Source organism: Kribbella sp. NBC_00382 (assembly GCF_036067295.1).
Classification (GTDB): Bacteria; Actinomycetota; Actinomycetes; order Propionibacteriales; family Kribbellaceae; genus Kribbella.
On the sequence record NZ_CP107954.1, the window covers coordinates 2217246 to 2238037 of the forward strand.

24 protein-coding genes are annotated in these 20792 nt (G+C 67.8%); 8 read left to right on the plus strand and 16 right to left on the minus strand.

Annotated features, from left to right (window positions below; all coding sequences use genetic code 11):
- Positions 1–12: 12 nt before the first annotated feature.
- From OHA70_RS10980 to OHA70_RS11005, 6 genes are read right to left on the minus strand one after another with little or no spacing between them, the layout of a single operon-like run.
- Positions 13–1533, minus strand: coding sequence for an SCO6880 family protein (locus tag OHA70_RS10980; protein WP_328331276.1), 1521 nt, complete (start codon positions 1531–1533; stop codon positions 13–15).
- Positions 1508–3085 (minus strand): hypothetical protein, encoded by a 1578-nt coding sequence (locus tag OHA70_RS10985; protein WP_328331278.1) that lies wholly within the window; start codon positions 3083–3085, stop codon positions 1508–1510. The genes OHA70_RS10980 and OHA70_RS10985 overlap by 26 nt, the downstream gene beginning before the upstream one ends.
- A gap of 1 nt (position 3086) precedes the next feature.
- Positions 3087–3950, minus strand: a complete 864-nt coding sequence (locus tag OHA70_RS10990) for a hypothetical protein (protein ID WP_328331280.1) — start codon at positions 3948–3950, stop codon at positions 3087–3089.
- Complete coding sequence (locus OHA70_RS10995; RefSeq protein WP_328331282.1) at positions 3950–4801, minus strand: hypothetical protein; 852 nt, start codon at positions 4799–4801, stop codon at positions 3950–3952. The genes OHA70_RS10990 and OHA70_RS10995 overlap by 1 nt, the downstream gene beginning before the upstream one ends.
- A 44-nt stretch (positions 4802–4845) precedes the next feature.
- Positions 4846–5097 (minus strand): conjugal transfer protein TrbC, encoded by a 252-nt coding sequence (locus OHA70_RS11000; protein ID WP_328331284.1) that lies wholly within the window; start codon positions 5095–5097, stop codon positions 4846–4848.
- Positions 5098–5129: 32 nt separating this feature from the next.
- On the minus strand, positions 5130–5762 hold the full coding sequence (locus OHA70_RS11005; protein ID WP_328331286.1) for a DUF6668 family protein: 633 nt from the start codon (positions 5760–5762) through the stop codon (positions 5130–5132).
- A 249-nt stretch (positions 5763–6011) separates the two neighbouring features.
- Between OHA70_RS11005 and OHA70_RS11010 the strand changes: the two genes are divergently transcribed.
- Both OHA70_RS11010 and OHA70_RS11015 read left to right on the plus strand, forming a co-directional pair.
- Complete coding sequence (locus tag OHA70_RS11010) at positions 6012–7418, plus strand: hypothetical protein (RefSeq protein ID WP_328331288.1); 1407 nt, start codon at positions 6012–6014, stop codon at positions 7416–7418.
- Entirely contained in the window at positions 7415–7654 is a 240-nt protein-coding gene (locus OHA70_RS11015) for a hypothetical protein (protein ID WP_328331290.1), read from the plus strand. Before OHA70_RS11010 ends, OHA70_RS11015 begins: the two co-directional genes overlap by 4 nt.
- 121 nt (positions 7655–7775) lie before the next feature.
- Here OHA70_RS11015 and rplI read toward each other — a convergent pair whose 3' ends face one another.
- From rplI to rpsF, 4 genes are all read right to left on the minus strand, one after another.
- Positions 7776–8222, minus strand: coding sequence for a 50S ribosomal protein L9 (gene rplI / locus OHA70_RS11020; RefSeq protein ID WP_328331292.1), 447 nt, complete (start codon positions 8220–8222; stop codon positions 7776–7778).
- A gap of 14 nt (positions 8223–8236) precedes the next feature.
- Positions 8237–8470: a 30S ribosomal protein S18 gene (gene rpsR, locus OHA70_RS11025; RefSeq protein ID WP_020390880.1), complete on the minus strand. Its 234-nt coding sequence runs from the start codon at positions 8468–8470 to the stop codon at positions 8237–8239.
- 77 nt (positions 8471–8547) lie between these two features.
- Positions 8548–9162: a single-stranded DNA-binding protein gene (locus OHA70_RS11030; protein WP_328331295.1), complete on the minus strand. Its 615-nt coding sequence runs from the start codon at positions 9160–9162 to the stop codon at positions 8548–8550.
- A gap of 89 nt (positions 9163–9251) precedes the next feature.
- Positions 9252–9542, minus strand: a complete 291-nt coding sequence (gene rpsF, locus OHA70_RS11035) for a 30S ribosomal protein S6 (protein WP_164601910.1) — start codon at positions 9540–9542, stop codon at positions 9252–9254.
- Positions 9543–9785: 243 nt separating this feature from the next.
- On the opposite strand from rpsF, the gene OHA70_RS11040 reads away from it, so the two are divergent.
- Positions 9786–10589, plus strand: a complete 804-nt coding sequence (locus tag OHA70_RS11040; protein ID WP_328331301.1) for a deoxyribonuclease IV — start codon at positions 9786–9788, stop codon at positions 10587–10589.
- A 61-nt stretch (positions 10590–10650) separates the two neighbouring features.
- Here the strand turns inward: OHA70_RS11040 and OHA70_RS11045 are convergent, their stop codons facing one another.
- Positions 10651–11064, minus strand: coding sequence for a hypothetical protein (locus OHA70_RS11045; protein WP_328331303.1), 414 nt, complete (start codon positions 11062–11064; stop codon positions 10651–10653).
- 63 nt (positions 11065–11127) lie between these two features.
- Between OHA70_RS11045 and OHA70_RS11050 the strand changes: the two genes are divergently transcribed.
- The gene (locus tag OHA70_RS11050) at positions 11128–11667 is read left to right on the plus strand and encodes an NUDIX domain-containing protein (protein ID WP_328331305.1); all 540 of its coding nucleotides are present in this window, start codon (positions 11128–11130) and stop codon (positions 11665–11667) included.
- Here the strand turns inward: OHA70_RS11050 and OHA70_RS11055 are convergent.
- The 4 genes from OHA70_RS11055 to OHA70_RS11070 form a co-directional block, all read right to left on the minus strand.
- The gene (locus tag OHA70_RS11055) at positions 11636–12847 is read right to left on the minus strand and encodes an MFS transporter (protein ID WP_328331307.1); all 1212 of its coding nucleotides are present in this window, start codon (positions 12845–12847) and stop codon (positions 11636–11638) included. The genes OHA70_RS11050 and OHA70_RS11055 overlap by 32 nt on opposite strands.
- Positions 12848–12987: 140 nt before the next feature.
- Positions 12988–13614: a hypothetical protein gene (locus tag OHA70_RS11060; RefSeq protein WP_328331309.1), complete on the minus strand. Its 627-nt coding sequence runs from the start codon at positions 13612–13614 to the stop codon at positions 12988–12990.
- A gap of 124 nt (positions 13615–13738) precedes the next feature.
- Entirely contained in the window at positions 13739–14455 is a 717-nt protein-coding gene (locus tag OHA70_RS11065) for an SDR family NAD(P)-dependent oxidoreductase (protein ID WP_328331311.1), read from the minus strand.
- A 9-nt stretch (positions 14456–14464) separates the two neighbouring features.
- Positions 14465–15034, minus strand: coding sequence for a TetR/AcrR family transcriptional regulator (locus OHA70_RS11070; protein ID WP_328331313.1), 570 nt, complete (start codon positions 15032–15034; stop codon positions 14465–14467).
- A gap of 198 nt (positions 15035–15232) precedes the next feature.
- Between OHA70_RS11070 and OHA70_RS11075 the strand changes: the two genes are divergently transcribed.
- From OHA70_RS11075 to OHA70_RS11090, 4 genes are all read left to right on the plus strand, one after another.
- Complete coding sequence (locus OHA70_RS11075; RefSeq protein WP_328331315.1) at positions 15233–16573, plus strand: glycoside hydrolase family 27 protein; 1341 nt, start codon at positions 15233–15235, stop codon at positions 16571–16573.
- 66 nt (positions 16574–16639) lie between these two features.
- Positions 16640–17770 (plus strand): lipid II:glycine glycyltransferase FemX, encoded by a 1131-nt coding sequence (locus OHA70_RS11080; RefSeq protein WP_328331317.1) that lies wholly within the window; start codon positions 16640–16642, stop codon positions 17768–17770.
- Between the two features lie 4 nt (positions 17771–17774).
- Positions 17775–18776 (plus strand): alanine racemase, encoded by a 1002-nt coding sequence (locus OHA70_RS11085; protein WP_328331319.1) that lies wholly within the window; start codon positions 17775–17777, stop codon positions 18774–18776.
- Positions 18777–18822: 46 nt separating this feature from the next.
- Positions 18823–19503: a methyltransferase domain-containing protein gene (locus OHA70_RS11090; protein ID WP_328331321.1), complete on the plus strand. Its 681-nt coding sequence runs from the start codon at positions 18823–18825 to the stop codon at positions 19501–19503.
- A 15-nt stretch (positions 19504–19518) separates the two neighbouring features.
- Here the strand turns inward: OHA70_RS11090 and OHA70_RS11095 are convergent, their stop codons facing one another.
- Positions 19519–20676, minus strand: a complete 1158-nt coding sequence (locus OHA70_RS11095; RefSeq protein ID WP_328331323.1) for an NAD-dependent epimerase/dehydratase family protein — start codon at positions 20674–20676, stop codon at positions 19519–19521.
- Positions 20677–20792 lie beyond the last annotated feature (116 nt).

Sequence of the window (20792 nt, forward strand, 5' to 3'; positions counted from 1 at the left end):
ACTCCCGCTGGGTCATAGCGATTCCCGGAGACCGGCCGGGACCGACAGGTGGCTCTGGAGCACGACGCCGAGCGGCAGCGCCGCCACGAAGGACGAGTCCTGTGACCCGTACGCCGGGCGCAGCAGGATCCGGGCGGTCGCACCGAGGTTGTCGATCGCGGCGACCATGTCCGGAATCTGCTCGGCCGTCATCACCGTGCCCGTGACGACCAGGCCGAAGTTGACCAGGCCGGCGCCACGCGCCTCCTCCTGCGCGGTCCGGTCGGCCGCCCGTGCCTCGGCGATCGAGCGGGCCGACGGGCGCGACGACGTGGTCGCCCGGAACGACGCGTTGCGCTTGTCGGCCTCGACCATCCGGGCGGAGGTCGCGGCGTCGAGCGGACGGTAGAGCAGGGTGACGCGCTTGCGGTCGATGTCCGGGTGCGGACCGACCAGCTGGGACAGTACGGACGAGAAGACCTCGCCACGCGGCGCCTGAGTCATCTGCCAGGTGACAGACCACGCGCTGTCGTGCCGGTACTTGTCCCAGAAGGCCTGCGCGCCGGCCGGGCCGACATCCGTCCACTGCAGCTCGGGCGACATGCCTTGGCTACGGGCCTCGTCGATCAGCCCCGCGGCCGCCGGGTCGTACGCGATCCGGATCGTCTCGCAAAGCTCCTGCGCGTTGACCGGACGAGCGGCGCCCGCACCCGTGGAGTTCAGGCTCTGGGTCAGCGCGGGGAGCCGGGACGCGAGCTCGCGGCCCATGTCCTCTTCCTTGCGCCGCTTACCGCTGCGGTCGGTGCCCTTGAAGGTCAGCGCGACCCGGGCGGAGACCAGCGCCGAGCCCTCGGGGTAGGTCTGGACGACCTCGGTGAGCATCGCCCGGGCGATCGCCGGGGTGCCTTCCTGCATGTTGTTGCTGACCTCGCGGCGCAGCCGGATGCCGGTGTCCGGGGCGCTCTCGACCGTCACCGAGGCGGCGATGATGCCCGGTTCGTGGCCGAGCGAGGCGAGCCACTGACCCCAGTGCGCGACCCAGACGTCGATCTGGTCCTCGTCGACCAGGGACGCACCGTCCGGCTCGGCGTTGATGATCACGGTGAAGTGCCGCGTGCTCGGGTAGAACAGCAGCGCGAACGGCCGGCCGTAGGAGTCCTTGTACTCGCTCAGCTGGGAGGCCGCCGCCAGACCGGGCAGCTGGAACTTGCCCCACGGCGTCCGCCCGAGCGGACCGGAACGGTAGATGTTGTGCTTGGCCATCTTTGCTCGCTGCCATCCAATACGGGTCGAGAGCCGTTGCAGGGCGGACTGGTTGTGTTTGTCCTTCATCATCAGCAGCAGCAGGGAGCTGCCGACGATCAGCAGCACGATCAGCGCGGCGACCAGACCGCCCGCGGTCAGGGCGATGATGGTCATCACCATGCCGCCCATCATGATGCCGGTGCCGAGCGTCCCCAGGCCGCCGATACCGGCCGAGGCCGGCTGGCGCCAGTTCCCGTAGGTACGCGGGACGCTCCGGACGTTGTCAGCCGCTGCCACTTGGTCCCTCATCCATCGCGTCGTTGTTGATCGTCTCGTTCGCGCCCGCCTGGGCCGCGTCCTTGGTCACGTCGATGCCCTTCTTGACGGCAGCCGCAGTGGCGACCACCGCGATGCCGACCGGGCCGGCCGCAGCACCAGCGCCTGCTGCCGCTCCACCAGCTGCGGCTCCACCGCCTGCGGCAGCACCACCCGCAGCGGCACCTCCGCCACCAGCAGCCGCACCGCCCGCAGCACCACCGCCCGCGCCACCAGCAGCACCGCCACCGGCCCCACCGCCCGCACCGCCGCCTGCGCCACCACCGGCACCTCCGCCGCCGCCTCCGCCTCCGCCGCCCCCACCACCGGAGTTAGCGGGCGAGGCGCCGCCGCCTGCCCCGCCGCTGCCACTGGGCTGGGGTGAGCCGCTCGGACCTGACGGAGCTTGCTGACTCGGCCGGCCGACGTTGCGAGCACCGCTCGGCCCATCTCCCTGGCTCTGGGTCGATTCGTTCACCTTGTCGCCGATCTTGTCGGCGCCGATCAGCTTCGCCGCGATCATCCCGGCACCGGCCGAGCCCGCCGTCGCGGCGACCATCGGCGCGATGAAGCGCATCAGAGCCGGCAGCGCGAAGAGGGCCAGCACCAGCATCGTGATGCCGACGACCATGTTCATGATCTGCAGGCCGACCGGGTCCTTCACCTCGCTGAAGTTGAAGCCGTGGCCGTTGTTCGACGCCAGCATGATCGCTGTCGCGTAGACCAGGGCGGCCACCGGTTTGTACAGGATGAAGGCGAGCAGCCAGGACACGATCCGCTTGAACCAGGCCTTGCCCATCTCGGTGTTGGTCGCCGCCGCCGCGATCGGCAGCACGCCGAGCAGCAGGATCAGCATTCCGCTGCGAACCACCATCAAGACGATCTGGATCACCGAGGCGAGCAGGGTCAGGATGCCGATCGTGATCAGCAGCCCGATCCCGAGCCCGCCGGTCGCCGCCGCCGAGAAACCCATGATGCCCTTCATGGCATCGCGGAAACCGTCGCTGGCATGGAGCACCTTGTCCGGTTCGTCCAGCGGGATGCAGGTCCAGCCCTGCGCGTCCGCCGCCGGATCACCGGTTGCCGTCACCGAGGTGGTGACGATGCAGTTCGCGAACTGGTCGCCGAACGCGATCAGTGCCTGGACCACCGCGATGGCGAAGACCGAGGCCGCGCCGAAGGTGGCCAGCGAGCGGATCAGGTCGCGGGCGGTCTCGCCGCGCTGCGTGAACGCCATCTGGATCGCCGCCACCATCACGCCGAGCACGGCGACGAAAACGCCGATGTACTGCGTATGGGTCCAGATCCAGCCGACCGTCCCACTGGCCGGCTGGCCGGTCGCCTCGCTGCCGACGGCCGGCGTGGGGATGTAGACCCAGAAGGTGGCGATGGTGGCGAACATGCTCGCCACGGCCTCGGCCAGGGCATCGAGAATTGGCTGGAACACGAGTTCGATCAACTTTCCGACGGCGGTTCCGAGTGCTTCCACGACCCAGCCGAGCAGGCAGTCGTACCAACTGCCGGCGCAGAGCGCGATCCTGATCATCTCAACCTGCCTTGGGGGAGACGAAGCGCAACAGGGCGGGGAGCGCGACGATGCCCATCACCATCATCGTCACGCCCGTGATGACCTTGAGTGAGTCGTCAGCTGGTGCTTCCATCAGCTTGATCGCGGTGGCGTAGATGAGTGCGGCCACCGGTTTGTAGAGCACGAAGGCGACCAGCCACGAGATCGACCGCTTGAACCACATCATCCCCATCTCGGTGTTGGTCGCCGAGGCGGTCAGCGGCACCACACCGACCAGCAGGATGAGCATCCCGTAGCGGATGATCATCAAGACCAGCTGGATCAGTCCGCTGATCACCATCAGGATCCCGACCAGGACCACCAGCGCCAGTCCGATCCGGCCCTTGAGCGGATCGGTGAGCTTGGCGGTCAGACTGTCCTCGAAGGTCTTGCCCGGGCCCAACGCCTCGCCGATGATCCAGCCCGCGAAGCTGTCCGAGGCCGAGATCAGCAACGCGGCGAAGCCGGTGATACCGGCCGACACCATCGCCATCGTGATCAGGCTCTTCAGGATGTCGCGGAGCGGCTCGCCGCGCTGCGAGATGGCCATCTTGATCGCGCCGAAGATCACCGCGATCGACGCGGCGAAGATCAAGATGTACTTGGTGTGGCCGGAGACGAAGCCGATCGTCTCGTTGCCCTCGAGGTTCGGCGACTGGATGTCGAGCCAGAGGAAGCCGACCGCCTTCACCACGGCGACGACGGCCTCGATCACCAGCGCCTTGATCGCGTCGAAGATCAGCCCGAAGAAACCGCCGAGGGCGAAGTTGATCGCCTTGCCCAGGTACTCGGTGATGCAGTCGTCCCAGTTCGGCGGCCACCAGCAGTTCATCAGCGGGATCATCACGCGCCCCCGAACCGGACGTACCCGGTCATCGACTGCAGCAGGTCGGGCTCGGTCGCGCCGTTGAAGCTGCCGTCGGTCTGCAGCACGCCCTTCCAGTCACCCTTCGACCAGGCCATCGTCACCGGGATCGACGCGACGTTCTGGTCGTCGATCCGGACCGCGATCGCGATGATGGCGCGGTTCGGCAGGTAGTCGAGCACCTTGAAGGCGGTGAACTGGGCCACCGTCTTGGTCTGCCCCGGCGTGGGCGGCGTCGCCTTGCCCTCGGCCAGCGCCAGCTTCAGTCCTTCGTTCGGGACGAACCGCTGGCGCAGTACCGGAATGGTCAGGTCCGGGTTGCGGATCTGCCCTAGCGTCACCAGCGCGGCGAGCACCGCGCCGGTCGGCGAGTGGGCGAAGCAGGAGCGGACTCCGGCACTACTTGTCATGGCCGGCCCACCTTCCTGCTGCGTCGGGATCAACATGTCCGCCTCGAACTCCCAGGTGACCGCGGTCGGCGTCGTCCTGGGGATGCGCTGGTCCGGGTTCAGGGTCTTGCAGCCGCCGTGACCCGGCTTCGGGCGCGGCGGTACCGGCGTGGTCGTACCGGTCGGCTCCGCGGGCGGGGTCGCCGTCGAGCCGGTTGGTTCCTCGGTGGGCTGCTCGGTGAGAGCGGTGCTGCTGGTCGGCGTCGACGGCTGGCTCGCCGGGGTGTTGCTGCCCCGGGCGAAGAACCAGACCAGCAGACAGACCAGCACCGCGCCGACGACGATCACCGAGGCGACGAAGCCGCGCCCCTGCCAGACCGATCCGTCGTCCCCGGTGCCACCGCCGGCGTCGGAGTCACCGTCCCTGCTGAACAATCCCACTCCCGGTCAGCCTTCGGCGATCAGGCGCGGACCCTGGTCCAGGGTCACGTCAGCGCCCCGACGAGGACGGTCGCGGAGGCGATCACGATGCAGGCGGCCAGCACCCAGCCGAGCCGGGCGGCGTGCTCGCCACCTTCACCACGACGCTGGCCGACGGCCATCATCGCGCCGGCGATCAGGATGCCCAGGATGCAGACGGTGAAGGCAATCCAGCGCACCCAGTCGACGACCTTGAGCAGCTTGTCCGAACCGGGCGGCGGCGTTCCGCCGTTGCCCATGATCAGGTCGGGAATCATGTGTGCCAACATCATCATTGCGGTGTTGCCTTTCAGTAAGGGGCGGGGTATCCCGCTGGATTCGACGCGCGAAGAGCGTAGATGGATTCAAGGACTTCGAAAACCTCGTCCGGGGTGTTGTCAGGGGTGGGATCCTCCCCCCTTCGCCACTCCTCGATCCACGGAATGTCCCAGACCCTGGGCACCCCTCCGCCGACGATGTCGGCGAAATCGTCCAGCACTCTGGGCAACCGGCCGGGTGCGTCGGCGATCAGCACCAGGCCGAGCACGGCCACTCCCTGGACCACTCCGGAGGCCCACTCGATCGCAGCGCGCTGGGCCGCCCGCAGACCCGATCCATGGGTCCGGGCGACCAGTACCACCGGAGTCGGCACCGGTGGCGGCGGGATCGGCCACCGGTGGCCGGCCGCCCTGGTGCCGGGCAACAGTTGCGACATCGTCGTCTCGCCGGCTCCACCGTGCACGCCGACCCACCACAGGGTGTCGGCCGCTGGAATGGCGAACTTGGGCAGCCGTTGGTCCTCCGCCGGCGCCGGGACGCCGTGTTGCGGCGTCGCCGGGCCTCGCGGAGACAAGTCTGGCTGAGGCGGGCCCTGTTGCAGCTGCTGCGGACCGGGATCCGGCTGTTGTTGCCGTGTCCACGGGTTCTGCGGCGGTTGCGTCATCGGCCCTCCTCTCGCGGTGTGTCACAGGCTGTCGCCCACAGTATTCTCTCGCTATCCGGGTGTACTGGCGTGACCCATCCACAGGCGAGGATGTTTCTACCCCCTTGTCGGGGTCAGACGAGCCGGGGTCGGCTCGCGTTCTGGCATGCCATCGGGCGGAAGCATGAGTTACGGGCGGACGACATGCTAGAACGGCATCGAGACAGACGCTTCAACGAGGGAGTTTTGTGGCTGGAATGAGAGGTCACCATGGCTGAGAAGGGCATCCCGTCCTGGCCGAAGGTGACGATCCGGCTGTACGACGACCACAACGCCGAGGTCAAGATCGCCGGCCGAAGCCACCCGGTCAACCACCACGACCCACGGCAGGCGGCGATCCAGCTCGTCAGTGAGCGCGCGGCGCAGCTCGGCCGACCGGTGAAGGCGACCGCGGTGGAGTCGGACGGCGCATCCTGGCCGCTGATCATCCACCCGGACGGCCAGGTCGAGTCGGTCGACGTCGATGCCAAAAGCAGCAAACCGATCTGGCCGATCATCGTGGCCACGATCGTGGCCGGTGTGCTGATCGCTGCGACCGTCATCTATCTGGCCGTGCTGCGACCGGGGGGCGACGACGTGACCAAGCCCACGGTCTCGCCGAAGCTGCCGGAGCTGCCCGCGCCGAGCGTCGGCCCCGATCAGTTCGCGGCCAGGCCGGTACCACCGGGCTGGACCGCCAACGCCAGCTGGACTGTGGATATCAATCCGGACACCGCGCCCGCCGTCTCTCCCGACGGCAAAGAGGTCGCGATCATCACGCCGGACGAGAAGATCGCCGTCTTCGACAGCGCCGGCAAGGTGCTCTGGCAGGACAAGGTGCCGCGCGGCGCCGAGACGCCGGTCTACACGACTGTCGACGGCAAGCGCGTCGTGGCCGTTGTCGCACCGGAGTCCTTGTACTACTGGGCCGGCGACGGCGCCGAGGCGGTCGAGCTCGATCTGCCGAACTCGGCCACCGTTCAGTTCTTCGGTACTTCACCACTCGTGATCCTCAGCGGTGATGCCGGTGCGAGCGTGGTGACTGGCGGTGCGCTCAAGCCGCTGCCGACTCCTCAGCGACTGACCACACTGCTGCTGGCCGAAGCCGACAAGGCGCTCTCCGCGCGGTACGCGGGTCCGTTGTACTGGGACCAGCCCGACAAGGACGCGGTCCCCGTCATGCCGACGCTGCCCAAGGGGGCGACGGCCATCGACCACATCGTTGCCGCCAGCCCCGGTAGGGCGCTGGTGATCTACAAGACCAAGGTTGCCGAGCAGGTGATCCCGGCAGTGGTCGACAGCCGCACCGGCAACGCGGTCGCGATCTGCCCGACCGTCGCGCCGAATGTGGCGGCCGGCTGGCAGTGGGTGCCGGACGACGCGCACAAGGTGGCGGCGTGGGGCGAGTGCCTGATCAACTTCGCCAGCAAGAAGACCGTGTACTCCAAGGACTTCGAGCCGCTGTCGATCACCGGCGTGACGGTCTACGGCCAGAACAACAGCAACCTGCTCTTCGGTACGCCGGGAGGTCCCTTCCGCACCATGGCCCCCGGCACCGCCCGCCCATGGGGCGTCGCCGGTACCCACGCGATCGTCGTCCACGACGGTGTCCTCTACGCACTGGACAAGCCGAAGTGAAGCGCCTGTCGGCCGCCCTGTGCGCCACCCTGATGTTGTTGCTGCCAAGCCTCCCGGCCGCCGCAGCCGGCGACGACCCAGCGCCCCAGTCCTGGCCGACCATCGATGACCCGGGCACCAGCGGCGCTGCAGCCAACGACCCCAAAACAGTCGACTGGCCCGAAATCGCCAAACCGGACGACGGCACCAACAACGACCCCCAACCCAAAGACTGGCCCTCCCCGGAACAGGGCTGAGCCTCGCGACGCTTCGGGGCTGTGCGACAGCGGTTCCGGGTAACGACAGCGGTTCCGGGTAAAGCGAAGGCCCGCTCTCCTGGGAGAGCGGGCCTTCGTTGGTACTGCTTGAGCTTGTGGCTCAGACCGCCTGGACCTCGAGGCGGACGGTGGCGGCCACGTCGGGGTGCAGCTGCACCGAGACCTGGTGCTTACCGGTGGTCTTGATCGGCGAGCCGATGGAGATGGCGCGCTTCTCGACCAGCGGGCCACCTGCGGACTTGATCGCCGCGGCGATGTCCGCCGGGGTGACCGAGCCGAACAGGCGACCGGTGTCGCCGGCCTTCACGTCCAGCGTGACGCCGAGCTGCTCGAGCTGGTTCTTGACCTCGCTCGCGTGCTCCTTGCCCTGGATCGCCCGGGCGTCACGCGCCCGCTTGATCGACTGGATCTGCTTCTCCGCACCACGGGTCCAGCCGATGGCCAGACCACGCGGGACGAGGTAGTTACGGCCGTAGCCGTCCTTGACCTCGACAATTTCGCCGGGGGCTCCGAGGCCCTCGACTTCCTGCGCCAGGATGAGCTTCATGTCTCAGACCTCCCTCAGCGAGCGGTGCTCGTGTAAGGCAGCAGAGCCACCTCGCGAGCGTTCTTGATAGCGGTTGCGACATCGCGCTGGTGCTGGACGCAGTTGCCCGTCACCCGACGCGCGCGGATCTTGCCGCGGTCGGAGATGAACTTGCGCAGCAAGCCGGTGTCCTTGTAATCGACGTACGTTGCCTTGTCCTTGCAGAAGCCACAAACCTTCTTCTTGGGCTTCCGAATGATCTTGGCCATTGTGGTGCTCTCTTCCTACTAGCTAGAGCCCGGCTACTGCCGGAATGGTCATTCGGTCCAACAGTCCTGCGACGAGATCAGAACGGAGGCTCTTCCATCGAGCCGCCGCCACCCTGACCTGCCCAGGGGTCGTTCTGCGGAGCAGCGGCTTGACCGCCGCCACCGCCACCACCGGCCGGAGTGGCCCACGGGTCGTTCGCCGGGGCGCCGCCACCCTGGTTGCCGCCGAAGCCGCCACCTTGGTTGCCGCCGCCACCGCCGCCGAAGCCACCACCGCCCTGGTTACCGCCGCCACCACCACCGAAGCCACCGCCACCGCCGTCGGTGCGCGAGGTCTTGGAGATCTTGAGCGTCGCGTACCGCATGCTCGCCCCGATCTCCTCGACGTCGCACTCGAAGACGGTGCGCTTGTTCCCGTCGCGGTCGTCGTAGCTACGGGCCTTCAGCCGGCCGTGCACGACGACGCGGGAACCGCGGGTGAGGGATTCGGCAACATTCTCGGCAACTTGGCGCCACACCGAGCACGAGATGAAGAGGGTCTCCCCGTCCTTCCACTCGTTGGATTGCCGGTCCAGCGTCCGCGGGGTGCTCGCGATGGTGAAATTCGCCACCGCGGCGCCCGAGGGCGTGAACCGCAGTTCCGGATCACCCGTCAGATTTCCGATCAGGGTGATAGGTGGTTCGCCTGCCATTGCCGTTCCTCCTGCATTCGGGTGTGGCTGTGTCTACAGCTATCAGTAGCGGATGGCACCGACACTGGAGCTGTTGACGACCCCAGGGATCAGTGCTGGTCCGGACGGATGACCTTGGTGCGCAGGATCGACTCGTTCAGCGTGAGCTGACGGTCGAGCTCCTTCACGACCGCCGGCGTGGCGGTCAGGTCGATGATGGCGTAAATGCCCTCGGACTTCTTCTTGACGTCGTAGGCCAGCTTGCGACGGCCCCAGATGTCGAGCTTCTCGACCGTGCCACCTTCCTTGCGGACGATGTTCAGGTACGTGTCGAGGGACGGTTCGACGGTGCGCTCTTCGAGCTCAGGGTCGAGAATCACCATGACTTCATAACGACGCATGCGCGAACTCCACCTCCTTCGGACTTTGGCGGCCACGGTCTTTCCGTGGCAGGAGGGCGATGCGTGCCCGCCGCCGACAATCGCCGTCAGCGCCGGGCCGGGTCAAACTTTGGGTCAAGCAGTAAGCCCGGTCGAAGGACCGGGCCCACACCAACAGAATACCAGCGCCTGGACACACCCTTGACCACTATCCACAGGCCTGCTGGTCGCGGGTTGTCGGTGGCCGGTCATAGGGTGACCGGCATGAGCTTGAAACTGGGTGCGCACGTCGAGCAGAACGACCCGCTGGCGGAGGCGGCTGACCGGGGCGCCGAGGTGGTGCAGTTCTTCCTGGGCGACCCGCAGGACTACAAGGCGCCGAAGGTGGCGTACGCCGACGGGGCCGAGGCGCTCAAGGTGCGGGCCGAGGCCGAGGGGATCGACCTGTTCGTGCACGCGCCGTACCGGCTGAACGTGGCGACGCTGAACAACCGGATCCGGATCCCCAGCCGCAAGCTGCTGCAGCAGACCCTGGACAAGGCGGCCGAGATCGGCGCCAAGGGCGTCATCGTGCACGGCGGCCACGTCGGTGAGGACGACGACCCCGAGGCCGGCTTCGACAACTGGCGCAAGTGCATCGAGCGTGCGGACCTGCCGGTGCCGCTGCTGATCGAGAACACCGCCGGCGGCGAGAACGCGATGGCCCGCAAGCTGGAGCGGATCGCCCGGCTGTGGGACGCGGTGCAGAGCTCCGGCAACGAGCACGTCGACCGGGTCGGCTTCTGCCTCGACACCTGCCACTTCCACGCCGCCGGCGAGGTCCTGCCGACCGTGGTGGAGCGGGTTGTCGCGATCACCGGCCGGATCGACCTGGTGCATGCGAACGGCTCACGGGACGCGTTCGGCTCCGGCGCGGACCGGCACAGCAACTTCGAGGAGGGCGAGATCGACCCGGCCGAGATCGTCGCGGTCGTGAAGGCCGCCGACGCTCCCGTCGTGGTCGAGACCCCGAACGGCGACCACGGCCAGAAGGCCGACATCGACTACCTCCGCGCCCACCTGAAGTAGCCCGCAACTGCGCCTCGGAGCACCACGCCTGGAGTGCAGCAGGTTGGCCAGCAGTCAGCAGTCAGCTGGCCGACTGGCTGTCCGCCGGTGGGCGGTTCAGGTTGTGGAGCCAGTAGGTGATGCCCCACGGCAGCAGGAGCGCCAGGCTGCCGGTGTCGCGCCCGGGGATGAGGATGTCGGCGCCCACCGCGATCACCAGGCAGATGGCCGAGAGTTGGAACAGGTTCGTCGGGCCGACCTTGGTACCGAGCGTGACCTGCCCCAGTCCGCAGGCGACGTACAGGGTGGCCAGCGCGAGGATGGCCAGCCCGGCAAGTGCGATGCCCACCCAGGCCGCCGTGTCGTACTTGTCCCCCGACTTGACGATGTCGGCGACCAGGAAGACGCCGATGAACGCGGTCAGCACGGCGCAGCCCCAGAGTAGGCGGTTGGTGGTGCGCTGAGCGCGCTCGGGGTTCGATTCGGCAGCAGCCATGCGCCGGACGGTACCGCAGACCCGCAAGCCGTCGGTGCACCAGCGGCAGACGAGAATGGCCCGATGCAGACCTGGGCCGACCGACTTCCCGACCTGTACGCCCCCGGCCACTGGGGTTGGGGTGAGCTCGACGTCCAGTTCACCACCGAGCAGCCGGCCGACGAGCTGATCAGCAACGCGCACGTGGTCGGCCGGACCGAGGGCGGCATCGTCGTCTGCGCCAACGACCTCGGCTGGCGGTTCCTGCCCGGTGGCACCCGCGAGCCGGACGAGACGATCGACACCCTGGTGGAGCGCGAGCTGCTCGAAGAGGCCGGCGCCCGCCTCACCGGCCCGCTCATCTGGCTCGGCGGCCACCGCGCTGATCACCGCCGGCCAGCGCCGTACCGGCCGCATCTGCCGCACCCGGTCTCGTACTGGGCGAACTACGTCGTCGACGTCGTGGTCGACGGCCTGCCGACCAATCCGGAGGACGGCGAACAGGTCACGGAGGTGCTCGTGTTGCCCCCGGACGAGGCGATCGCCTACCTCGACGCGATGGACGACAACCACGGCGTGATGGGCAACCTGGTCAGGCTGGCTCAGGCAATGGAGCTGATCTAGCCGACTGCCACGGCAGCACGAAGGCAGACACCAGACACATCCCGCCCGCGACGAACATCGCCGTACGCAGGCTGGTCAACCCGGCCAGTACTCCGCCCGCCGCCATGAACGCGGGCTGGACCGACCGCGATGTGATCGACCACGACGCGACCACCCGCGCCATGAACCCGTCCTGCGTGACCTCCATCCGGTACGTCGCGAACGACGGGTTGAAGGCGCCCGCCGCAACCAGCAGCCCCGTCTCGGCCACGATCAGCAGCACGAACCCGTCCACCCCGGACGTCGCCAAGGGCAGCAACAGCAACCACGGCGTCCGTAGTACGCCGAAGACCAGCAGCATCCGGTGCAGCCCGAGCCGACGGGTCAACCGCGGTGCGAGCCAAGCCCCCACCACACCACCGAGGCACGGCACCCCGGCGACCAGCCCGTACTGCCACGGCTGCATGTGCAGGTCGCGCAGCATGAGCACGGGCAGCAGTGGCGACACCATCATCAAGGGACCACCGAACAGCTGCGAGTTCCAGAACAGCGACCGGAGTCCGCGTTCACGCCAGATGTACCGCCACCCGGCGGTGAGGTCGCGCTTCGATTGCCGCGCGACCGGCTCCGGCTCAGCTGAGCGAATGCGCCGAACCCCGACGGCGGACAACAGATACGACACGGCATCGATCGCCAGCGTCAGCGGAGCACCGACCAGACTGACCAGCGCGCCACCGATCGGCGGCCCGACACTCAAAGCCGTCCAGGTGGTCGACTCGAACCGACCGTTCGCTTCGGCTCGCCCCGCGGCCGGCACCAACACCTTCAGATGCGCACCACTCGCCGCCGTGAACGCGATCAACGCCGCCGACTGAACTACTCCGACCACACACAGCTGTGGATAAGTCAGCACATCGAAGACGACCGCGACCGGCACGCTCAGCAACGCGACGAACCGCACCACATCCGCAGCGATCATCACCGGCCGCTTGCGGCGCTCCTCGATGAAGTCCCCCATCGGCAACGCCAGCGCGGCACCCGCCAACGCCGACAACGCCGCCAGCAGCGCGACTTGGAAGGTGCTCACATCGAGCACGAGGACCGCGATCAACGGCAGCGCGCCGTACCCGATCCCGCTCCCGATCGCGCTGATTGCATAAGCGGCCCACAGCCGCCGGAAGTCCTGACTCAATGACGGCACCGGCCGATCCTAGGATCCGCCACCGACGTTCAGGGACTCAAACTGCCGGCACAGGTTCATGCTGCGGGGGCCGGCGTGGTGCGCCGAGAGGACGCCTGGACCTGGTGGTGTCCGGGCGTCCTCCGGATTTGGGGCGAGGGTCAGTTCGCCAGGGTTACCGCGGCACCGGAGGCCGCCGTGTCGCGGGCGATGCCGCCACCGAACAGGCCGCGGGGCGGGTCGCGGTACTCGGAGGCAGCATCGACGACCTGGACCCGGCTTCCGGCTCCCAGAGTTCCACCGTGGAAGCAGGTGGCGGCGGCATTGACGTCAGCCCGCCGGAAGGTGGCCGACAGGGTGGTGGCGCCGCTCAGCACCGCCGTGCTGAGGCCAGGTCCTTCGGGTCCGAAGTACGCAAGGCACGCCGCCGTGGGCTCTTCCTCGCCGGAGCGGTTGTCACCGTACAGATGGGCCTCGGTGTCGAAGCGGACGAACAGTCCCGGCGCGATCGTGCTGGTGAACGTGTAGTTGCCGGTGGCAAGCTGCGCCGCGGTCGGCGCAGCCCCCAGGCCGAAGGACACCGTTACGGTGCTCTCGTCGAACTGCGCGTTCGCAGATAGCAGGTCGGCGGTCGGAACGTTGCGCAGCACGATCCTGGCGTCGCCGGACCGGTCTGTGGTGGTAGCGGTGACGGATGAGGCCGCTGCGGCGGGGGTGAGCAGCAAGGCGGTGCCGGCGAGCCCGGCGAGGAGTGTTGCGCTGATCCGGCGTGATACGAGGATTGACATCGACGGTTCCGTTCGTTTGGCGGGGACCTCTCCTGGCGACCATCTCCCGACCCGGGACCCAGCGGTGTTACTCCCGCCTTACGCCCGATTACCCGGGACGAACGCAAACCTCCTGCGCCACAACTCAGCGCAGGTTGAGGCCGCCGTCGAGCACGATGACCTCGCCGGTCAGGTAGTCATGCGCGGCGATCATCGCGATCAAGTCGGCGACGTCGGCGGGGCTGGCGGCTCTGCCCATCGGGCTGATGGTTCTCCACAGATCGTGGGCCTCGGTCCAGTCGGCCGTCATCGGGGTGTCGACGAGGCCGGGGGCCACTGCGTTGACGCGGACCTCGGGGCCGAGGGCGGCGGCCAGAAGTTTGGTGACGTGGTTGAGGGCGGCCTTGGTTGCCGCGTAGGCGATCGAGCTGCCTTTGGGGCGGACGCCGGCGTGGCTGGTCACGTTGACGATCGCCCCGCCTGACTCGCGCAGCGCCGGCAACGCCGCAGTACAGAGCAGCCAAGGCGCAATCAGATTGACCTCGAGCAGGCGGCGCCAATCAGCCGCCGACAACCCATCGAGTTCCGCATGCGGCACCGGCCAGCTGATGCCGGCGTTGTTCACCAGTACGTCGAGCCGCCCGAACTCCGCAAGCACGCGAGGCACCAACCCAACAGCCTCGTCCTCATGCGACAGGTCAGCTTGCAGATAGGACCCACCCAGCTCGGAAGCCAGCGCGGCCCCCGCATCCCGACTGCTGCGGGAGTGCACCACCACAGCCAGACCGTCGGCGGCGAACCGGCGTACCGTCGCCTCTCCGATCCCAGAGGTCGACCCGGTCACCAGCGCCACCTTCTGCATGGCCTCACCCTAGGAGGCGCGGTACCGCAGGCCGTCCATCAGCAGGTCGAGCAAGCGGCCCGCCTGCTCGCGGTTGGAGCTCGCGGCGAGCGCAACCCCACTCAGACTCATCAGCACATCGTCGGCGGCGAAGTCCGGGCGGATCTCGCCGGCCGCGGCGGCTGCCTCGAGCAGCGGCTGGATCGCGCCGACCAGCAGCTCGAAGCTGTGCGCGTACGGATCCGCGCCGGAGGCGATCAGCGCCCGGAGCGCGTCGGCCATCCCGATCTTGCGGGTCATGAAGTCGACGAAGCGATCCATCCAGGCGCGGGTCGCCTCGACCGGCGGCATCGCGGCGAGCAGCTCGGGCGCAGCCCCGCAGACTGCAGCCAGCTCGCTGCGGTAGACCGCCTCGACCAGCGCCTCCCGGGTCGGGAAGTGCCGGTAGAGCGTGCCGATGCCGACACCGGCGTTCTTCGCGATGCCTTCGAGCGTCGCGTCCGGGCCGCAGTCGGTGAAGGCCTTGCCGGCGGCGTCGAGCAGCAGATCGCGGTTGCGCTGAGCATCCGCCCGCAGCGGCCGCTCGTTGGTGGCACCCATCCCGATCCCCCTCTCGACGCCTATCCGATGCCCCGAACCTAGCCGACCCCGGCGCAGGCGGCGCTCGACCCGGAGGTGGCGACTCTGCTCTGGGAGGTCTCGCTCGACCTGCTCGCTGAATAGTCAAAGTATTTCTTGCCAGAGTTAAGTAACGGTCGTACGGTCCCTCTATCTGCTCTCGATGGAGGGACCGCCCCGATGATCTCCACTCGTGTACTGCGAATCGCCCTGCTCCTGCCGCTCCTGGCGGCACTCTCGCCGGGTACAACCGCCGAAGCCAGAACCACCACCGAAGCCAAGGCCAGCTTCGCCAAGCCCTTCATGGGCTGGAGCAGCTGGAGCGCTGAGTCGACCACCCGGCCGACGTACGGAACGGCGTGGCTGACCGAGGCGCACATCAAGGACGCCGCCGACGCGGTGGCGACCAAGCTGAAGTCGGCCGGGTACAGCTACATCAACATCGACGCCGGCTGGAACGCGACGACGGCGTGGAGTTTCCACAGCGACGCCAACGGCATCCCCGATCCTGATCCGGCCCGATTCCCGAGCGGGATCAGTGGGATCGCGAGCTACATCCACGGCAAGGGCCTGAAGGCCGGCATCTACATGGCCGCCGGGCTGGAGCAAGAGGCGTACAACAAGAGCGCACCGATCGTCGGTACCAGTTGCACCGTCCGCGACATCGTCGTCCTGCCGCTGACGCCCACCAACAAGTGGGGCGGCAACTGGAAGGTCGACTACAGCAAGCCCTGTGCGCAGCAGTACTTCAACTCGATCATCAACAAGTACGCCTCCTGGGGCGTGGACTTCCTCAAGGTCGACGGGGTGACCGCCGACAACGTGCCCGACATCCAGGCGATCTCCCAGGCGATCGACCAGTCCGGCCGCTCGATCTGGCTGACCGCGAGCGCCTGGCCGGTCGACCTTGCGGCAGGCGACGGACTCCGGCCGTGGGCGAACGGCGTACGGATCGATACCGATGTCGAGTGCTACTGCGGTACGACGTCGACCTGGACCGGCTCGGTCGACGACCGGTGGGACGACCTGCCCAACTGGCTGAGCAAGCTCACCTCGAGCTACCTGCCCGACCTGGACTCGATGCCGATCAACAACAACACCGGCAGCGCGCTGCAGGACGGGATCAACGACGCCGAGCGGCAATCGGTGATGACGTTCTGGTCGATGGCGTCGGCTCCCCTGTACGTCGGTGGCGACGTCTACTGGATGGACAACTCGGCCATTGCGATCCTGACCAACCCCGAGGTGGTCGCGGTCGACCAGGCGGCCGTGCTGCCGACCCGCATCACCTCGGGCAATTCACAGGTCTGGAAGAAGATCATCAATGGTGTCACCTACGCCGCCGTCTACAACCTCGGATCGTCGAGCACCAACATCACGGTGAGCTGGAGTTCCCTCGGCCTGAGTGGCATCAAGACCGTCCGCGACCTGGTGGCGCGTGCGGATCTGGGCAGCTTCAACAACAGCTGGACAGCCTCCAACGTGCCCGCGCACGGGTCCCGTTTGATCAAGATCAGCTGAGCGGTCAGCGGTCAGGTTCCCGGCTCGGCTACGGTCTGGCGCCTCGGGCCGGTAACCTGACCGACCGTGAGTGACTTGAGCATCCGGACCATCTCCGCCGAGCAGCACGCCGCCTATCTCGCGGCGCAGCCCTCGGCCAGCTTCCTGCAGACCCCTGGCTGGGCGGCGGTGAAGAGCGAGTGGAAGGCCGAGTCACTGGGCTGGTTCGATCCGGCGGCTCCGAACGATCTGCTGGGCGTTGCACTGGTGCTCTACCGCCAGATGCCGAAGGTCAAGCGCTACCTCGCCTACCTGCCCGAGGGCCCGGTGATCGACTGGGACGCGATCGACCTCGGCCGGTACCTCCGCCCGCTGGCCGCGCACTGTCAGGAGCAGGGCGCCTTCGGCCTGCGGATGGGGCCGCCGGTGCCGATGCGGCGCTGGCACGCGCAGACGATCAAGGACGCCATCGCCGGTGGGCAGCAGCCCAAGCTCGGCGATGTCCGCCCGGATGTGATCGAGCCGTCCGGCGCGACCGTGGCGGCCCAGTTGCGCGCGCTGGGCTGGAAGGCGCCGCGGGCGGTCGAGGGATTCGCGGCCGGCCAACCGCAGTACGTCTTCCAGGTGCCGCTGGCCGGTAAGACCGAGGCGGACCTGCTGACCGGGATGAACCAGCAGTGGCGGCGCAACATCAAGAAGTCGGCCAAGCTGGGCGTCGAGGTCACCCTGGGCACGCCCGAGGACCTGAAGGCCTTCCACGCGCTGTACGTCGAGACGGCTGAGCGGGACCACTTCACCCCCCGGCCGCTGCCGTACTTCCAGAAGATGTACGAGGCGATGTCGACCCAGCCGGCCGACTGCTGTGACTTCCGGCTCTACAACGCCTACCACGAGGGCGATCTGGTCGCATCGACGATCTGGGTCCGGGTGGGCGGTCATTCCTGGTACTCCTACGGTGCCAGCTCGACCGCGAAGCGAGACGTCCGTGGATCGAACGCGATCCAGTGGCGAATGATGAGCGACGCGCTGAACTCCGGCGCGTTCGTGTACGACCTACGGGGCATCACCGACACCTTGGACCCGAACGACTCGCATGTCGGGTTGATCCAGTTCAAGACCGGCACCGGCGGCGAAGCCGTCGAGTACGTCGGTGAGTGGGATCTGCCGTTGAACAAGGCGCTCTACACCGCATTCGACCTCTACATGAGACGGCGATGACAACATGCCCCTGATCCTGCACATCGATTCCGATCGATGGCGCGACCATCTACGTTCCACGTGGAACCCCGACATCGTCCCGGTCGCCAAGGGCAACGGGTACGGCGTCGGTAACACCCGGCTGCTGGCCGAGTCCCGGGCGCTCGGCGCGCGGACGGTGGCGGTCGGGACGTACAACGAGGTCCCGCCGGACTTCAAGGACGACGTCGTGGTGCTCACGCCGTGGCGGCCGTTCCTGGAGATCCCGCAGGGCAAGAACGTCATCCACACGGTCAGCCGGCTGGCCGACCTGGTCTCGATCCCGGCCGGCAGCCGGGTACTGATCGAGGTCCAGACGTCGATGCGGCGGCACGGCATCGGCGCCCGCGAACTGCGCCACACGATGCTGCTGAACGCGCTGGACCGGATCAAGTTCGAGGGCTGGTCGCTGCACTTCCCGATGGGCGCGGGCGGTACGTCCGCGAACATCAGGGAGGCTCAGGAGCTCAGTCGCGCCGCCCGCGCGGTCCGCAACGGACCGGTCTGGGTGTCGCACGTACCGGCCCAGAAGCTCGCCGACATCGGCGAGAACGTGAAGCTCCGGATGGGTACCGGCCTCTGGCTCGGTGACCGTGGCGCGTTCACCGTGCGGGCGACCGTGCTCGACGTGCACTCGGTCCGCCGCGGCGAACGTGTCGGCTACCGGCAGCGCCGGGTGGCCGGCGACGGGCACATTCTGGTGGTCTCCGGCGGTACCGCCCACGGCGTCGGCCTGGAGGCACCGACCGCGGCGGCGACCGTCCGGCAGCGCGCGATCGCGATGGCCAAGGGCAGTCTGGACGCCGCCGGGATGGCGTTGTCGCCGTTCACGATAGAGGGCAAGCAACGCTGGTTCGCCGAGCCGCCGCACATGCAGGCGAGCATGCTGTTCCTGCCGTCCTCAGTGGCGCCGCCGGCCGTCGGCGACGAGGTGGGCGTCGACGTCCGCTTCACCACCACGGTGTTCGACAAGATCTCGATGGACTGAGCCCGGGCTTGACTTCAGGTGCACCTGAAGTTCGAGCCTTGGCTGTATGGCTGAACACAACTTCTTGGCCGGCCTCCGGCTCGGCGCCGGGGACACCTGTGTGGATGTGGGCTGTGGCGACGGGGGCGCCACCGCCGAGCTCGTCCGCGCGCACGTGAAGGCGATCGGTGTCGACCCGGATCCCGCGGTGATCGCCGCCGCGAGCGCGCGCACACCGGGGGCGGTGTTTCACGTGGCACATTCCGGCGACCTGCCGCTCGAGGACGAATCGGTCGACGGCTACCACGCCGCCAACCTCTTCCACCTCCTGCCCGATCCACTGCCCACCTTGGCGGAGGCCCAGCGGGTACTACGCCCTGGCGGGCGGATCGCGCTGATCGGCCAGGACTACGGCTTCCTGATGCTGGACAGCGACGACCAGGATCTGACCGACGTGATCGGCCTCGGTCTGGAGTCCCGATGGGTGGCGCCGCGGGCCGCGCGGAGTTATCGCGATCTCCTCCTCGGCACCGGGTTCGACGAGGTGGAGGTCAGGGTCCACGCGCGGGTGACCACCGACTACGGGCAACTGGCCGATGACCTGGCGGAGGCCGCATCGGCTTCAGTCAAGAAGGCGTTGATCACCCGAGAGGACGCCGACGGCTGGCTGGCCGAGCAGGCCGACCGAGGCCGGCGCGATCGCTTCCTCGGCATCGCGCCGATCCTCATGGTCACCGGCACCCGTTAACTCACAGCCCGAGCCTCAGCCGGCCTTGAGACCGCCGCGCCAGCGGACGGTCGGGAGCAGGGCTTCCAGGTTCACCCGATCCTTGTACTCGGCAACGATCGGGAACAGCGACTCGATCAGCGTCTCCGACAGCAAGTGCGGCTGCAGGCCGAGGCCGACCAGGCCGGTGTGCTTGACGTTGTAGTAGTGCTCCGGCTGCTCGACCCGCGGGTTCTCCAGGTGGTCGACCTGGACCGGACCGGGGAAGCACTCGGCCACCTTCTCGGCGATCTCGCCGACCGAGTAGCTCTCGGTCATCTGGTTGAAGACCCGGAACTCGCCCACGTCCGCAGGGTTCTCGACCGCGAGCCGGATGCACTCGATGGTGTCCCGGATGTCCAGCAGGCCACGGGTCTGGCCGCCGGTGCCGTAGACGGTCAGTGGCTCACCGAGCACAGCCTGGATGACGAAGCGGTTCAGCACCGTGCCGAACACGGCGTCGTAGTCCAACCGCGTGGCCAGCCGCGGATCCCGGATCGTCTGAGGCGTCTGCTGGCCGTAGACCACGCCCTGGTTGAGATCGGTGACGCGCAGTCCCCAGACCCGGCAGCCGAACTCCAGGTTGTGCGAGTCGTGCACCTTGCTCAGGTGGTAGAACGAGCCCGGCTTCTTCGGATAGAGCATCCGGTCCTTGCGCCCGTTGTGCTCGACCTCCAGCCAGCCCTCCTCGATGTCGATGTTGGGGGTTCCGTACTCCCCCATCGTGCCGAGTTTGACCAGGTGGATGTCCGGGTCGATCTCGGCCATGGCGTACATCAGGTTGAGGGTGCCGATCACGTTGTTCTGCTGCGTGTACACGGCGTGCTGCCGGTCGATCATCGAGTACGGAGCGGCCCGCTGCTCGGCGAAGTGCACAATCGCCTCGGGCCGGAACTCACGAAGTACCCGGTAGAGGAAGTCGGCGTCGCACAGATCACCGGTGTACGCCGTGATCTGTTGCCCGGACACCTCTTGCCAGGCGGCGACCCGGGTGTCGAGGTCTTCGATCGGGACCAGGCTGTCGACACCGAGTTCACGGTCGTAACCTCGCCGCGCGAAGTTGTCGAGCACCGCTGTCTGATGTCCGCTGTCGGACAGATGCAGTGCTGTCGGCCACCCCAGGTAACCGTCACCACCCAGGACGAGAACGCGCACGGACCAACCACCTTCCGGACGGAAATGTTGCCTTTGTCCTGTCATGTGTACCCAGCCAGTGCAGGATTCACCTGCGTGGAAGCTGGCAATCTCCTGTGAATTCGGTCGCAGCGGCA

Coding starts and splice junctions, on each gene's coding strand:
- OHA70_RS10980 (WP_328331276.1), bottom strand. CDS start 1,533: ATGAGGGACCAAGTGGCAGCGGCTGACAACGTCCGGAGCGTCCCGCGT.
- OHA70_RS10985 (WP_328331278.1), bottom strand. CDS start 3,085: ATGATCAGGATCGCGCTCTGCGCCGGCAGTTGGTACGACTGCCTGCTC.
- OHA70_RS10990 (WP_328331280.1), bottom strand. CDS start 3,950: ATGATCCCGCTGATGAACTGCTGGTGGCCGCCGAACTGGGACGACTGC.
- OHA70_RS11000 (WP_328331284.1), bottom strand. CDS start 5,097: ATGATTCCCGACCTGATCATGGGCAACGGCGGAACGCCGCCGCCCGGT.
- OHA70_RS11005 (WP_328331286.1), bottom strand. CDS start 5,762: ATGACGCAACCGCCGCAGAACCCGTGGACACGGCAACAACAGCCGGAT.
- OHA70_RS11010 (WP_328331288.1), top strand. CDS start 6,012: ATGGCTGAGAAGGGCATCCCGTCCTGGCCGAAGGTGACGATCCGGCTG.
- rplI (WP_328331292.1), bottom strand. CDS start 8,222: ATGAAGCTCATCCTGGCGCAGGAAGTCGAGGGCCTCGGAGCCCCCGGC.
- rpsR (WP_020390880.1), bottom strand. CDS start 8,470: ATGGCCAAGATCATTCGGAAGCCCAAGAAGAAGGTTTGTGGCTTCTGC.
- OHA70_RS11030 (WP_328331295.1), bottom strand. CDS start 9,162: ATGGCAGGCGAACCACCTATCACCCTGATCGGAAATCTGACGGGTGAT.
- rpsF (WP_164601910.1), bottom strand. CDS start 9,542: ATGCGTCGTTATGAAGTCATGGTGATTCTCGACCCTGAGCTCGAAGAG.
- OHA70_RS11040 (WP_328331301.1), top strand. CDS start 9,786: ATGAGCTTGAAACTGGGTGCGCACGTCGAGCAGAACGACCCGCTGGCG.
- OHA70_RS11045 (WP_328331303.1), bottom strand. CDS start 11,064: ATGGCTGCTGCCGAATCGAACCCCGAGCGCGCTCAGCGCACCACCAAC.
- OHA70_RS11050 (WP_328331305.1), top strand. CDS start 11,128: ATGCAGACCTGGGCCGACCGACTTCCCGACCTGTACGCCCCCGGCCAC.
- OHA70_RS11060 (WP_328331309.1), bottom strand. CDS start 13,614: ATGTCAATCCTCGTATCACGCCGGATCAGCGCAACACTCCTCGCCGGG.
- OHA70_RS11065 (WP_328331311.1), bottom strand. CDS start 14,455: ATGCAGAAGGTGGCGCTGGTGACCGGGTCGACCTCTGGGATCGGAGAG.
- OHA70_RS11070 (WP_328331313.1), bottom strand. CDS start 15,034: ATGGGTGCCACCAACGAGCGGCCGCTGCGGGCGGATGCTCAGCGCAAC.
- OHA70_RS11075 (WP_328331315.1), top strand. CDS start 15,233: ATGATCTCCACTCGTGTACTGCGAATCGCCCTGCTCCTGCCGCTCCTG.
- OHA70_RS11085 (WP_328331319.1), top strand. CDS start 17,775: ATGCCCCTGATCCTGCACATCGATTCCGATCGATGGCGCGACCATCTA.
- OHA70_RS11090 (WP_328331321.1), top strand. CDS start 18,823: ATGGCTGAACACAACTTCTTGGCCGGCCTCCGGCTCGGCGCCGGGGAC.